At 69.1% G+C, this 12,481-nt stretch carries 11 protein-coding genes; 7 read left to right on the top strand and 4 right to left on the bottom strand.

The annotated features are described in order from the left end of the window. Window positions 1-23 precede the first annotated feature (23 nt). Window positions 24-413: a VOC family protein gene (locus LVJ59_RS09510; protein WP_232762815.1), complete on the top strand. Its 390-nt coding sequence runs from the start codon at window positions 24-26 to the stop codon at window positions 411-413. Window positions 414-426: 13 nt separating this feature from the next. On the opposite strand, the gene LVJ59_RS09505 is transcribed toward LVJ59_RS09510, so the two are convergent. From LVJ59_RS09505 to LVJ59_RS09490, 4 genes are all read right to left on the bottom strand, one after another. Then, a complete protein-coding gene (locus LVJ59_RS09505) occupies window positions 427-2,961 on the bottom strand; it encodes a DEAD/DEAH box helicase (RefSeq protein ID WP_232762814.1) in 2,535 nt (844 codons plus the stop codon). A gap of 265 nt (window positions 2,962-3,226) precedes the next feature. Then, the gene (deoD, locus tag LVJ59_RS09500) at window positions 3,227-3,940 is read right to left on the bottom strand and encodes a purine-nucleoside phosphorylase (protein WP_232762813.1); all 714 of its coding nucleotides are present in this window, start codon (window positions 3,938-3,940) and stop codon (window positions 3,227-3,229) included. Between the two features lie 36 nt (window positions 3,941-3,976). Beyond that, the gene (locus LVJ59_RS09495; protein WP_232762812.1) at window positions 3,977-4,645 is read right to left on the bottom strand and encodes a DNA alkylation repair protein; all 669 of its coding nucleotides are present in this window, start codon (window positions 4,643-4,645) and stop codon (window positions 3,977-3,979) included. Between the two features lie 89 nt (window positions 4,646-4,734). Further along, window positions 4,735-5,772: an aromatic acid exporter family protein gene (locus LVJ59_RS09490; protein ID WP_232762811.1), complete on the bottom strand. Its 1,038-nt coding sequence runs from the start codon at window positions 5,770-5,772 to the stop codon at window positions 4,735-4,737. 166 nt (window positions 5,773-5,938) lie between these two features. Here LVJ59_RS09490 and LVJ59_RS09485 point away from each other — a divergent pair, with 166 nt between their 5' ends. The 6 genes from LVJ59_RS09485 (at window position 5,939) to LVJ59_RS09455 (ending at window position 12,435) form a co-directional block, all read left to right on the top strand. Further along, entirely contained in the window at window positions 5,939-6,394 is a 456-nt protein-coding gene (locus LVJ59_RS09485) for an SRPBCC family protein (RefSeq protein ID WP_232762810.1), read from the top strand. A gap of 133 nt (window positions 6,395-6,527) precedes the next feature. Beyond that, window positions 6,528-7,109, top strand: coding sequence for a TetR/AcrR family transcriptional regulator (locus tag LVJ59_RS17875; RefSeq protein ID WP_166804686.1), 582 nt, complete (start codon window positions 6,528-6,530; stop codon window positions 7,107-7,109). A gap of 187 nt (window positions 7,110-7,296) precedes the next feature. Further along, window positions 7,297-8,610: a cytosine permease gene (locus tag LVJ59_RS09470; RefSeq protein WP_232762809.1), complete on the top strand. Its 1,314-nt coding sequence runs from the start codon at window positions 7,297-7,299 to the stop codon at window positions 8,608-8,610. After that, complete coding sequence (locus LVJ59_RS09465; protein WP_232762808.1) at window positions 8,607-9,755, top strand: DUF917 domain-containing protein; 1,149 nt, start codon at window positions 8,607-8,609, stop codon at window positions 9,753-9,755. Before LVJ59_RS09470 ends, LVJ59_RS09465 begins: the two co-directional genes overlap by 4 nt. Next, the gene (locus LVJ59_RS09460) at window positions 9,755-11,305 is read left to right on the top strand and encodes a hydantoinase/oxoprolinase family protein (RefSeq protein WP_232762807.1); all 1,551 of its coding nucleotides are present in this window, start codon (window positions 9,755-9,757) and stop codon (window positions 11,303-11,305) included. The genes LVJ59_RS09465 and LVJ59_RS09460 overlap by 1 nt, the downstream gene beginning before the upstream one ends. A 71-nt stretch (window positions 11,306-11,376) precedes the next feature. Beyond that, window positions 11,377-12,435 (top strand): DUF998 domain-containing protein, encoded by a 1,059-nt coding sequence (locus LVJ59_RS09455; RefSeq protein WP_232762806.1) that lies wholly within the window; start codon window positions 11,377-11,379, stop codon window positions 12,433-12,435. Window positions 12,436-12,481: the final 46 nt, after the last annotated feature.

Here is a 12,481-nt window from a genome sequence, read left to right as displayed (position 1 = left end):
GGCGGACGGCGGATCCTGGAGTCATGGCGGCCTTCACAGCGGACAACGCGTTCAGCGGATTCAGCGTCGACGACATCGATGCGGCGAAAGAGTTCTACGGCACGACCCTCGGCCTCGACGTCGAGGTCAACGCGATGGGGTTCCTCGACCTGCGGCTGCCGAGCGGCGGGTCGATCCTCGTCTACGCGAAGCCGAACCACACGCCGGCGAGCTTCACGATCCTGAACTTCCCGGTGGCCGATGTCGACGCCGCGGTGGACGAGCTCATCGCGCGCGGGGTGCAGACCAAGATCTACAGCGACGAGGAGTTCCCGTCCGATTCGCGTGGCATCGTGCGCGGCAACGGTCAGGGCCCGGACATCGCGTGGTTCCGCGACCCTGCGGGCAACGTGCTCGCCGTCCTGCAGGCCTGACGACCGGACGCCGCTACAGCCGGTCGACTCCGGTCACCGTGACCACGGCCTGACCGGCGTCGTCGGACTCGGCGAGGTCGATCGTCGCGGTGATGCCCCAGTCGTGGTCGCCGGCGGGATCGTCGAGGATCTGCCGCGCGGTCCAGGTGGTCGGCCCTTCGGTGAGGATCAGCAGCTTCGAACTACGGGCGTCCGCGCCGGTCAGGATCTCGTCGTGGTCGGAGAAGTACCCGTCGAGGGCGTCGGACCAGGCGTCGGCTCCGAAACCGGGGTCGAGCTCGGCGAGCCCGTCGACGTCGTCCCGCGCGGCGAGCTGCACACGGCGGAACAGCTCGTTCCGGACCAGGATGCGGAAAGCGCGGATGTTGCTCGTGAGGCGCTTCGGGGCGGGTGGGACGATCGGTTCGTCGGGCGCATGCGGATCGAAGCGCCCGTTGTCGACGCCCGCGACCAGTTCCTCCCACTCATCGAGCAGGCTCGAGTCGACCTGGCGGACCAACTCGCCCAGCCACTCGATGAGGTCGCGCAGATCCTCATCCTTGAACTCCTCGGGGATGGTCTGCGAGGCCGCACGGTAGGCATCGGAGAGGTAGCGCAGCACCACGCCCTCGGACCGCGCGATCTTGTAGTACGCGACATATTCCCCGAACGACATGGCTCGCTCGTACATGTCGCGCACCACGGACTTGGGGTGCAGTTCGAAGTCGCGGATCCACGGCTGCGCCGCGCTGAACGTCTCGAACGCGACTGACAGCAGCTCATCGAGCGGCTTCGGGTAGGTGATCTGCTCGAGCAGCTCCATCCGCTCGTCGTACTCGATGCCCTCGGACTTCATCGCGGCGACCGCCTCGCCGCGGGCCAGGAACTCCTGCTGGCTCAGCACGGCGCGCGGATCGTCGAGCGTCGACTCCACGATCGAGATCATGTCGAGAGCGTAGGAGCCGGTGCCCGTGCCCGCGGTCGGGTCGGGGTCCAGCAGCTCGAACGCGGCGAGGGCGAAGGGTGACAGCGGCTGGTTGAGCGCGAAGTTCGGCTGCAGGTCGACCGTGAGCCGGATGTCGCCGTCAGGGGTCTTCTCGACGATGCCCGATTCGCGGAGGGTGCGGTAGATGCCGATGGCCCGGAGCGCCAACTCGCGCTGGCGCTTCCGCGGCTCGTGGTTGTCATATACCAGCGCGCGCATATTGGCGAAGACGTCGCCGCCACGGGCGATCACGTTGAACATAATCGCGCTCGTGATCTGCATGTGCGAGGTCAGTGTCTCCGGCACCGCGTCGATGAGCTTGCGGAACGACGGCTCACCCCACGACACGAAACCGTCCGGGGCCTTCTTGCGGACGATCTTGCGCTTCTTCTTCGGGTCGTCGCCGGCCTTCTTCACGGCCGCGACGTTCTCGCTCTCGTGCTCGGGGGCCTGCGCGACGACTGTGCCCGCGGTGTCGTAGCCCGCACGGCCCGCGCGGCCGGCGATCTGGTGGAACTCGCGGGCGTTGAGCTGCCGCATCCGGGAACCGTCGAACTTCGTGAGCGCAGTGAGCAGCACGGTCCGGATCGGGACGTTGATGCCGACGCCGAGCGTGTCGGTGCCGCAGATCACGCGCAGCAGTCCGCGCTGGGCGAGCTGTTCGACCAGGCGGCGGTACTTCGGCAGCATCCCCGCGTGATGCACCCCGATCCCTGCGCGCAGGAAGCGGGAGAGGGTCTTGCCGAACGCGGTCGTGAAACGGAACTGGGCGATCAGCGCCGCGATCTCGTCGCGCTGCTCGCGGGTGGCAACCTTGGTGCTCGACAGCGCCTGGGCCCGCTCCATAGCGGCCGCCTGCGAGAAGTGCACGATGTAGATCGGTGCCTGCCCGGTGCTCAGCAGATCGTCGATCGTCTCGTGGATCGGGGTCGTCTCGTAGAAGAAGTGCAGGGGCACAGGGCGCTCGACGCCGGTGACCGTCGCCGTCTCGCGGCCCGTGCGGCGGGTGAGGTCCGCCGCGAGTTCGGTGACATCGCCGAGGGTCGCCGACATCAGGACGAACTGCGCCTGCGGCAGCTCGAGCAGTGGTACCTGCCACGCCCACCCGCGGTCGGGGTCGGCGTAGAAGTGGAACTCGTCCATCACGACCTGGCCGATGTCGGCTTCGGCGCCCTGGCGCAGCGAGAGGTTCGCGAGGATCTCGGCCGTGCAGCAGATGATGGGCGCGTCGGCGTTCACCGCGGAGTCGCCCGTGACCATCCCGACGTTCTCGGCCCCGAACACGTCGACCAGCGCGAAGAACTTCTCGCTCACGAGTGCCTTGATCGGTGCCGTGTAGTAGCTGCGCCGTCCGGCGACCAGTGCGCTGAAGTGCGCGCCGATCGCGACGAGCGACTTCCCGGTGCCGGTGGGGGTGGACAGGATCAGGTTGTTGCCGGAGACGATCTCGATGACCGCCTCGTCCTGCGCGGGATACAGCCGGATGCCGGTCGACTCCGCCCATTCGACGAATGCGAGGTAGACGGCGTCCGGGTCCGCGGCGTCCGGAACGATGGCGGGGTCGAGCCGCGGCGAGGAAGTCATGGTCCCTCGATCATCCCATCCGTTCGTCCCGTCCGTTCGTCCCGCCGCCCTGCCGCCCTGCCGCCCTGTCGCCCGTCCTGCCGCTCGTCCTGCCGCCCGTCCTGCCGCCCTGCCGCTCGTCCTGCCGCCCTGCCGCCCGTCCTGCCGCCCGTCCTGCCGCCTGTTGTGAAGGAGATCTCGCGATTCGAAGGACTCGTCCGGGGAATCGCTCCTTCGAATCGCGAGTTCTCCTTCGTGGCGTGGGGTCTCCGTCGTTGCGTGGGGGTCAGACTGCGGTCGCTGCGCGCAGCGCGATGCGGATCATGTCTCCGAAGGTCTGCTCGCGCTCCTGCGCGGTCGTCTGCTCGCCGGTGACGATGTGGTCGCTCACGGTGCAGATCGCGAGGGCGCGCCGACCGTAGTACGCCGCGAGCGTGTAGAGACCGGCGGCCTCCATCTCGACGCCGAGGATGCCGTGCCGCACGAAGGGTTCCGTGAGCTCGGGGCGGGTGCTGTAGAACTGGTCGCTCGAGAAGAGCTGCCCCACGTGCACGGTCGACTCGAGGGTCTCGGCCTCACTCGCCTCGACCGCGGCGCGCAGCAGGGAGAAGTCGGCCACGGGCGCGTAGTCGAGTCCGTGGAAGCGCACCCGGTTGATGCCGGAGTCCGTGCTGGCACCGTTGGCGATGATGATGTCGCGGATCCGCACATCCTCGGTCAGCGCTCCGCACGAGCCGACCCGCACGATCGTCTGCACGTCGTAGGAGTCGAACAGTTCGTTCGCATAGATCGCCATCGAGGGCTGACCCATCCCCGAACCCTGGACCGAGACGCGGTGCCCTTCCCAGGTGCCGGTGAAGCCCAGCATTCCGCGCGTCTCGGAGTACAGTTCTGCATCCTCGAGGAACGTCTCGGCGATCCACTTCGCCCGCAGCGGATCGCCGGGGAACAGGACGATGGGGGCGATCTGACCGGGCTCTGCCGCGATGTGGGTGCTCATGACCTCAGCGTATCCAGCGCCCACACGTGGGGCGCCTCAGCCCTCGCGGCGTCGGACGAGTTCGTCGATCCAGAGTGGGGCGAAGGGCGAGGTGCAGCCCGGGGCGGTCGGGTAGTCGGCGAGGACCTGCAGACGCTCACCGATGTCCCGAGCCCTCGCGCGGTGCTCCGGATGGAAGATGCCGATGTTGGCGAGGGTCTCGTTCATGGCCCACTGCAGCCGTGGCGGTGCAGCCTTCAGGTCGCGCTCGATCAGGTCCAGCAGGTGCGGCAGGTCGAGTCCGTCCGCGTCCTTCATCACCCGCACGGTCGTGAGCGACCAGGCGGCGGCGGCCACGGTCGGGTCGGCGTCGTCGAACCAGCGCAGCCGCAGTTCCTCGGCCAGCGGTGTCTTCTTGGCGACGTAGTTCACGAACCAGTCGTTGACCTTCGGCGGGCGGGTCTCGCGCAGCATGGCGTCGAGCTCATCGGCGGTGAAGTCGCGCGGGCGGCAGATCAGCAGGGCCAGCAGCCGTGCCGGGGTCTCGCCGGTCGCCCACAGCTCCTGCGCGAGCGGCTGGTCCGTCTTGATCTTCTTGGCCAACGCGCGCATCCGGCTGAGGTTGATCCCGTGGTCGTCGCCGCGCTTCTCGTTGGCGGCGCGCATCTTCGGATCCTCGAGCGCGGCGAGTTCGTCGAGGGCTTCGGCAACGGTGGCGTCGGGCATGCCTCCAGGGTAGGCGGCTTTCGAATCGCGTGAATGGTCCGAAGTCGGCGTCGGATGCAGCACTTTGCGCGACGAGAAAGGCCGACGGGTCAGTCCTCGTCGAGGAGCTCTCCCCTGATCCGGCGCAGATCCTCCATGAGAGAGCCGATCAGGATCCAGTGCTGGGAGGACGGCGGGCGCAGCACGAGCGGGGCGGTGAGCGCGGGGATCGTGGAGGTCAACGTCTCGGGTTCCGGCGATGCCTCGGCGACCTGCACCGCGAGGCGGACGTCGTGCCCGGCCCGCCGCAGCTGCTCGGCGATCGCGACCACGGCCGGCTCCTCGCCGATCGTGTCGTCGTAGTGGTCGAAGTAGGCCCGGGTCATGCCGATCGTCTGGGTCACGATGGGGGACAGCCGCTCGAGGAGCTCCCGCATCTCCCGCAGCTCCGCGCGATGCGTGGAGCGCCGAGGGTTCAGCGTGAGCGATTCCTCTCCGGCGGCGATGGAGGCGTCCGCGGCATCCTTCATCGGCCGCAGCAGGCGTACTTCGAGCATCAGTTCCTGCAGTTGTGCGGGCGTCTGCGGTTCCGGGAGCGCGACGGCGAGTCGGTCGAGGCTCGCGGCGAGTTCGCGCCCGAGGAGGCTGACATCCCGCAGTGCCGGGGCGACCAGCACGGGAGGGACGATGAGGGCGTTCACCACGATGCCGATGGCCACGCCGATCAGCGTCTCCACGATGCGCGCGAACGCGTATTCAGGACTCGATGAGCCCAGCGCCAGCACCAGCATCGTCGAGATCGCGACCTGGTTGCCCGTTCCCGGTGAGGCGCGGAACACCCACGCGACCAGCATCGCCACGACGATCGCGAGCAGCACGATCCAGGTCGGCGAACCGAACAGCAGGCCCAGGGCGACGGCGATCACGACTCCCGCGATCACCCCGATGCTGCGTTCGAGCGCCTTTGACAGCGACTGGTTCACGCTGGGCTGCACGACCAGGAGGGCGGCGATCGCGGCGAAGACGGGCAGCTGCGCGGGGAAGACCCATCCGGCGATGAGCCACGCGGCGATCGTCGCTGCGGCCGACTTCACGACCTGCAGCAGCGGAGAACGCTGGGAGGCGCGGATCGCGGCGGGGATGCGCATGCCTCCACGGTAGTCGTGCCGCCCTGTGCGCCGGGGAGCGCCGCTGCGGAGGATCGTGTTGCGGCTGGATATCGGGAAGCCTGCAGCAGATGTCAACCCCGTCGCCGAACCTCGCCGCGTGCGGCTGAATGGGATGACGCGAACGAAGAACAGTGAGGAGCATCACATGGTGCAGATCATCGAGACCATCGACGTCGACGTTCCTGTCCGCACGGCATACAACCAGTGGACGCAGTTCGAGAGCTTCCCGAAGTTCCTCCAAGAGGTGGAGTCGATCACGCAGATCGACGACACGCACACGCACTGGAAGGTGAAGGTGGGCGGTGCCGTACGCGAGTTCGACGCCGAGATCACCGAGCAGCATCCCGACGAGCGTGTCGCCTGGAGCAGCACGGGTGGCGAGACCGAGCACGCGGGCGCGGTGACTTTCCACAAGCTCACCGACAACTCGACCCGTGTGACGGTGCAGTTGGATTGGGCCCCCGAGGGTCTGCTCGAGAAGGTGGGCTCGCTGGTCGGCGTGGGGGGTCATGCCGTGAAGAAGGACCTCGAGAACTTCAAGGAGTTCATCGAGGGCCGCGAGGTCGAGACCGGCTCGTGGCGCGGTGACGTGGAAGCCTGACCGGAGATCAGATGCAGAGAAGGCCCGACGGTTCCACCGTCGGGCCTTCTCCATGCCGGCGTCTGACGAGGTGGCTCTTGCGTCGCAAGGAGATGCGGGGTTACGCTCTGCCTAACTAATAGTCGTTAGGTAAATGATGACCAGAGCAACGATCCTCACGGAGGCCCGCACGATCTTCGCGCGCCAGGGGTACGCCGAGACGAGCCTGCGCGAGATCGCCGAGGCCGTCGGGATCAAGACGCCCTCCCTCTACGCACACTTCCCCAGCAAGGAAGCGCTGTACGCCGAGGTCTACGCCGGGGTCTCGGTCGATCACACCGCGTTCTTCGACGAGCTCCTCCAGCGCAGCTCGGCGTTGGAGCCGCTCGCACGCCTGCACCACATCCTCGGCGGTATCGAGGCGTACTACCGCGACCGACCCGACCTCGCGGAGTTCAGCCTCAGGGCGGCGGTCACCGAGTACGGACCCGCTGGCGAGCAGCTGCGACAGATCTTCCTCGACTCGGAGTCGACCCTCGCGGCTGCCGTGCGCCAGACCTATGACGACGGTGTCGCGGCAGGAACCTTCGCCGCCGGCGACGCCGAGGGCTTCACGGCGCTGGTGTTCGTGGTCATGGACGGCCTCTTCCTCCAGCTCACCCACTACTCGCCTGAGATCTACCGCGAGCGCTTCGATCAAGCCTGGCGACACCTCTCCACGATCCTGTCCCGATGAACCCCGCCGCATCGATGCGGCGGACACCATCACCCCTCGCCGGCGCGGAGCCACGAACTCCGACCCGGCATCGCACGACCCGGCCGCACAGACAGGCCGCCCCCGACCCGCCCTGCGAGTCGTCCGCATTCCGGGAACCCGAATCCCCGCCGACGGACTCGCAGGGCCACTTCTCAAGGAAAAGATGATGACCACCACCGACTATGAGCACGGTGTCGTGCCGCAGGACCAGCGCAAGAGCTGGCTGTCGATCGCCATCGTGTGGATCGCGATCGGCATCGACCTCTCCGGGGCGTTTCTCGGCGTCTCTCTCGCTTCCGGTATGGCCTTCTGGCCGGCGATCGGTGCCACGATGCTCGGATCCCTCCTGCTCGGACTGCTCGCGATGGCCTGCGCCTACGTCGGCGCCGCCACCGGGCTCTCCACCGCGATGATCTCCCGAGCCGTGTTCGGCCGCATCGGCGGCGCGATCCTCGCCCTGGCGATCGCCGTGAGTCTGGTCGGCTGGTATGCCGTGCAGGCCGGATTCTTCGGTGCGAACGCGCAGATCGCGTTCGCCGAGTTCACCGGCGTCGACGTGCCGGTGCAGGTGTTCACCGCGATCGGCGGCGTGCTGATGGCGATCACCGCGTTCTGGGGGTACCGCTCCATCAACCGACTCAGCACCCTTGCGGTGCCGCTGCTGCTTCTGCTGCTGGTCGTCGGCGTCATCGTCGCATTCACGGTGAACGGGGCGGCGGGTCTCCGGGCTCCGGTCGAGGCGACCTTCACCTTCGGCGGGGCGGTGTCGCTCGTCATGGGCATCTTCATCCTCGGCGTCGTGCTCGCCCCCGACATGGCGCGGTGGGCGAAGACCCCGAAGCAGGCCATGATCGCCGGCTTCGTGGGGTTCTTCTTCGGCAACTCGATCATCCTGGTCGTCGCGATCCTGCTCGCCCGCATCATGGACGGCACCGAGCTGATGGCGATCTTCTTCGCGCTCGGCCTCGGCGGTGTCGCCGTGATCGTGCTGATCCTGGCGCAGTGGACCACGAACACCACCAACCTCTACTCGGCCGGACTCTCGTTTGCGTCGATCAGCGAGCGGCTGAGTCGTCGCACCGTCACGATCGTGCTCGGCGCCATCGGCATCGTCGTCGGCGTGATCGGCGCTGCCGACTACTTCGTGCAGTTCATCCTCGTCATCGGCACGATCATCGCCCCCTACGGCGGTGTGTACCTGGCGTCGTTCTTCACGGGCCGCAAGACGGCGCGCTGGGCGCACGGCGCCACCGTGCCGCTGGTCGACGGCTGGTCGATCGCAGCCTGGGTGGTCGGGATCTTCGTCGCCGTCGCGACGACGAATCCGGCGGACGGCCCGGGCTTCGGCTGGTTCACCCTCACGTCTATCTCGGCTCTCGACGGTCTCCTCGTGGGTTTCGTCGCGTATCTCGTGCTGCTGCCGCTGCGCCGCCGCGTGACGTCGGCGTCGGCCCCCGTCGCGGACGAGGTGAGCGCATGAGCGCTGTCGTCGCGACGCCCGTGATCACGGAGGCCGACATCGACGAGATCGCCCTCGGTGCCGCCGTGCTCGGCACCGGAGGGGGCGGCGACCCGCACGTCGGCTCGCTGATCGCCAAGCGCCTCATCCGCCTCCACGGGCCGGTCCCGCTGATCGCCGTCGAAGACCTGAGCGATGACGACTTCGTCATCCCGATCGGAGGGATCGGCGCTCCCTCCGTGAGCGTGGAGCGCATCCAGGCCGAGTCCGAGCTGCTCGCGGCCCTGCACGCGATCGAGCGCGCCGTGGGTCGCAAGGCGACAGCGGTGATGCCGATCGAAGTCGGTGGCGGCAACTCGATGATCCCGATCGCGGCCGCAGCCCTCGCTGGCCTCCCGGTGGTCGACGGCGATGCGATGGGTCGGGCGTTCCCCGAGGCGCAGATGGTCACCTTCCACCTGGCCGGCTACGGACCCGGCACGACCGTGCTGGTCGACCATCACGGCAATGAAGTGGTGAGCCGCCCGATCGATGGCGGATGGTCGGAGCGCATCGCTCGGGCGGTCACCGTCGAGATGGGCGGAGGGGCGACCATGATCGACTACGCGTACGGCGGCGACGTCGTGCGCGAGTGCGCGATCCCCGGCACTCTCGGACTCGCTCAGCGCATCGGGCGCATCCTGCGGGGGAGGGATGCTGCCGGACGCGAGCTTCGAGACGACGAGCGCATCGACGCGCTGTGCGCCGACCTCGACGCCGTGCGCCTGTTCGACGGCAAGGTGGCAGACCTGCAGCGTGCCGTGGACGGTGGATTCACGCGCGGCGCGGCCGAGCTGGTCGGTGTCGGCGCCGACCGGGGGAGTGCGTTCCGGCTCGATTTCCAGAACGAGATGCTGCTCGGACGCCGCGACGGCGTGCTCGCGGCCGTGACCCCCGATCTGATCGCCGTGCTCGACCTGGCGACGGGCATGCCGATCACGACGGAGTCCCTCCGGTACGGCGCGCGGGTCGCGGTGGTCGCGATCCCCTGCCACGACAAGTGGCGTACGCCCATCGGTCTGGAGACCGCCGGACCCGCCCACTTCGGGTACGACGTGGAGTGGGTCCCGGTCGAAGACATCGCGCAGTGCTCCGGTGCGCGCACGGCGGACGAGGACGCCGCGTGATGGCCGGCAGGTATCGCCTCGGCATCGACGTCGGCGGCACGAACACCGACGCCGTCATCCTCGACGAGCGGCTCGACGTCGTCGCGTCGGTCAAGCGGCCGACCACGGCCGACACCGGCGACGGCGTGGCCGCGGCCATCGACGCGGTGCTCGCGGCCTCCGGCGTCGATGCCGCGCTGATCGGGCACGCCATGCTCGGCACCACCCACTGCACCAACGCGATCGTGGAGCGCCGCGGGCTCGGCCGTGTGGGCATCCTCCGACTCGGTGCACCGGCCACCACCGCGGTTCCTCCGCTGGAGGGGTGGCCGGACGATCTGCGGGCGTCGATCGGTGAGCACGCGCACTTGCTGGCCGGCGGTTTCGAGGTCGACGGCCGAGTGCTCTCCCCGATCGATGAAGATGCCGTGCGCGAGGCCTGTGCACGGATGCGCGGCGAGGTCGACGCGGTCGCCGTCGTGGGAGTGTTCGCCCCGATCGACGAAAGCCAGGAGGAGCGGGTCGCCACCATCGTGACGGAGGAGCTGGGTGTTCCCGTGTCGCGGTCGGCGCGCATCGGCTCGCTCGGACTGCTCGAGCGCGAGAACGCGACCGTGCTGAACGCGGCGCTGATGCAGACGCTCCGGCAGATGGCCGCAGGCTTCGTGGCGGCCCTGCGCGAGCGCGGCATCCCTGCCACGCCCTACTTCGGTCAGAACGACGGCACCCTCATGCAGCTCGAGTACGCGCTCGAGTTCCCGGTGCTGACGATCGGGTGCGGACCCACGAACTCCATCCGCGGCGCCGCGCACCTCTCCGGGGCGACGGATGCCCTGGTGGTCGACATCGGTGGCACCACGACCGACATCGGCGTGCTGGTCGACGGGTTCCCCCGCCAATCGGCCCACGCGGTCGAGATCGGCGGCATCCGCACCAACTTCCGCATGCCCGACGTGCTGTCGGTCGGACTCGGCGGCGGCACGATCATCCGCGAGACCGTGGCGGGCACGACGGTCGGCCCCGACAGCGTCGGCTATCGGCTTCCTCAGGAGGGCCTGGCCTTCGGAGGGGACACCCTCACGGCCACCGACATCGCGCTCGCGGTCGGAGGGGCCGGGATCGACGGACTCGAGGCGCCCGCTGTTCCTGAGGCGGTCGGCGCCGCGGCCTGGAGCGCGATGCGCGAGATCCTCGAGGACTCGATCGACCGGATGAAGCCGAACGCCGCACCGGTCCCGGTCATCCTGGTCGGGGGTGGCGGCATCATCGCGCCGACCGAGCTCGACGGCGTCACCGAACTGATCCGCCCCGACCACTTCGGCGCGGCGAACGCGGTGGGCGCGGCCCTCGGCGAGGTGGCCGGGCAGGTCGAGAAGATCTACCGGGTAGACCCGTCCGACCGACGGGCCTCCCGTGCGGACGCCGCCGCGGAGGCGACCGAGCGTGCGCGGCTCGCGGGCGCGGACCCGGCGACGATCGAGGTCGTCGCGGTGGAGGAGCTGCCGGTGGCGTACTCCGACGGCACGGCCGTGCTCATCCGCGCCAGAGCGGTCGGTCGCCTGGCGGCCTGAGACGCTGTCGACGGAACGACCTCGGAAGAGCGGGGGTTCCTTCCGTCATAGGTGCGTGCTTGCATGGGCGCATGGATCAGGACGCGAGGCTGCGCGGCGAGACCACGGCGGTCTGGGCGACCGTGATCTGCTTCGTCGTCGGCACGATGGCGGGCATCCTGATCCTGGGTCCCGCTGCGCGCCCGCTCGCGGGTACGGAAGCCCTCGCGATGCCGGCCGCGGTGATCGCGGGGGTGATCGCCGCGGCGGCCTTCCTCACGAGCACGCTGATGCACCGCCGGGGGGAGACGGCGCCCATGCCGCGCTGGCAGGCGGTGGTGTCCGACCTCTCGTCGATCGCCCTGACTGTCGCGTTCGGAGCCGTCACGATGATGGGCGTGCTGCTGACCGCCGAGGTTCTGGCGGCGGGCCTTCAGGGGTTGCAGCTCGCCGCGATCGGGGGTGGGCTCCTGACCGGCGTGGCCTCGGCCGTCGGCGGGCGCTTCGCGTTCGGGGCCGGTATCGGACTGCGCGCCGCCGACCTGTCCGCGCTCCTGTTCGGGTTCCTCGTGATCGGCACGCTCTTCGCCATGGTCACGGCGGCCGATCCGCGATGGTGGGAGGAGAATTTCTCGCAGCTGGGCTCCGGGTCGTGGGCTTTCAACGGAACCCTCCTGGTCGCCGGCCTCCTCGTCGCGACCGTGGGGTCGTACATCGGCCGCGACCTGCACCGCCTCCTCGGCGATGCCGCCCTCCCCCGGCTCGCCGTCGTGGTCGGGGCATGGGCGGCGACGGGCGTCGCGCTCGCTGCGGTCGGGCTGCTGCCGCTGCACCGGGTGCCGCTCCCGCACGACATCGCCGCCTTCGCGACTCTCGTGCTGTTCGCCGTGGCGGCGGCGACCACCGTGGCATCGATCCCCGGGCGACCACGCGCTCTGCTGATCACGTCGATCGGGGTGGGCCTCCTCCTCGCGGTCGCGATCGTGCTGTGGATCCCGTTCGGGCTGTACTCGACCACCGCTGTCGAAGCCATCGTCGTCGGGCTCGGACTGCTGTGGATGGCGACCCTCGTGCGCGTCCTCGCGATCCTCGCGCCGGGTACCTCCCGCCCCTCGGCGCGCACCTCCCTGATGCGCCCCCGACACGCGTAGTGCCGGCATCCCTAGACACCGGAATCCGAAAGATAGGGCATCTGCC

Source organism: Microbacterium sp. KKR3/1 (assembly GCF_021272365.1).
In the GTDB taxonomy this organism is placed as follows: Bacteria; Actinomycetota; Actinomycetes; order Actinomycetales; family Microbacteriaceae; genus Microbacterium; species Microbacterium aurugineum.
The sequence above is the reverse complement of the archived record's forward strand: the minus strand, read 5'-3'. Positions and strand labels throughout refer to the sequence as shown.

Coding starts and splice junctions, on each gene's coding strand:
- LVJ59_RS09510 (WP_232762815.1), top strand. CDS start 24: ATGGCGGCCTTCACAGCGGACAACGCGTTCAGCGGATTCAGCGTCGAC.
- LVJ59_RS09505 (WP_232762814.1), bottom strand. CDS start 2,961: ATGACTTCCTCGCCGCGGCTCGACCCCGCCATCGTTCCGGACGCCGCG.
- deoD (WP_232762813.1), bottom strand. CDS start 3,940: ATGAGCACCCACATCGCGGCAGAGCCCGGTCAGATCGCCCCCATCGTC.
- LVJ59_RS09495 (WP_232762812.1), bottom strand. CDS start 4,645: ATGCCCGACGCCACCGTTGCCGAAGCCCTCGACGAACTCGCCGCGCTC.
- LVJ59_RS09490 (WP_232762811.1), bottom strand. CDS start 5,772: ATGCGCATCCCCGCCGCGATCCGCGCCTCCCAGCGTTCTCCGCTGCTG.
- LVJ59_RS09485 (WP_232762810.1), top strand. CDS start 5,939: ATGGTGCAGATCATCGAGACCATCGACGTCGACGTTCCTGTCCGCACG.
- LVJ59_RS17875 (WP_166804686.1), top strand. CDS start 6,528: ATGATGACCAGAGCAACGATCCTCACGGAGGCCCGCACGATCTTCGCG.
- LVJ59_RS09470 (WP_232762809.1), top strand. CDS start 7,297: ATGACCACCACCGACTATGAGCACGGTGTCGTGCCGCAGGACCAGCGC.
- LVJ59_RS09465 (WP_232762808.1), top strand. CDS start 8,607: ATGAGCGCTGTCGTCGCGACGCCCGTGATCACGGAGGCCGACATCGAC.
- LVJ59_RS09460 (WP_232762807.1), top strand. CDS start 9,755: ATGGCCGGCAGGTATCGCCTCGGCATCGACGTCGGCGGCACGAACACC.
- LVJ59_RS09455 (WP_232762806.1), top strand. CDS start 11,377: ATGGATCAGGACGCGAGGCTGCGCGGCGAGACCACGGCGGTCTGGGCG.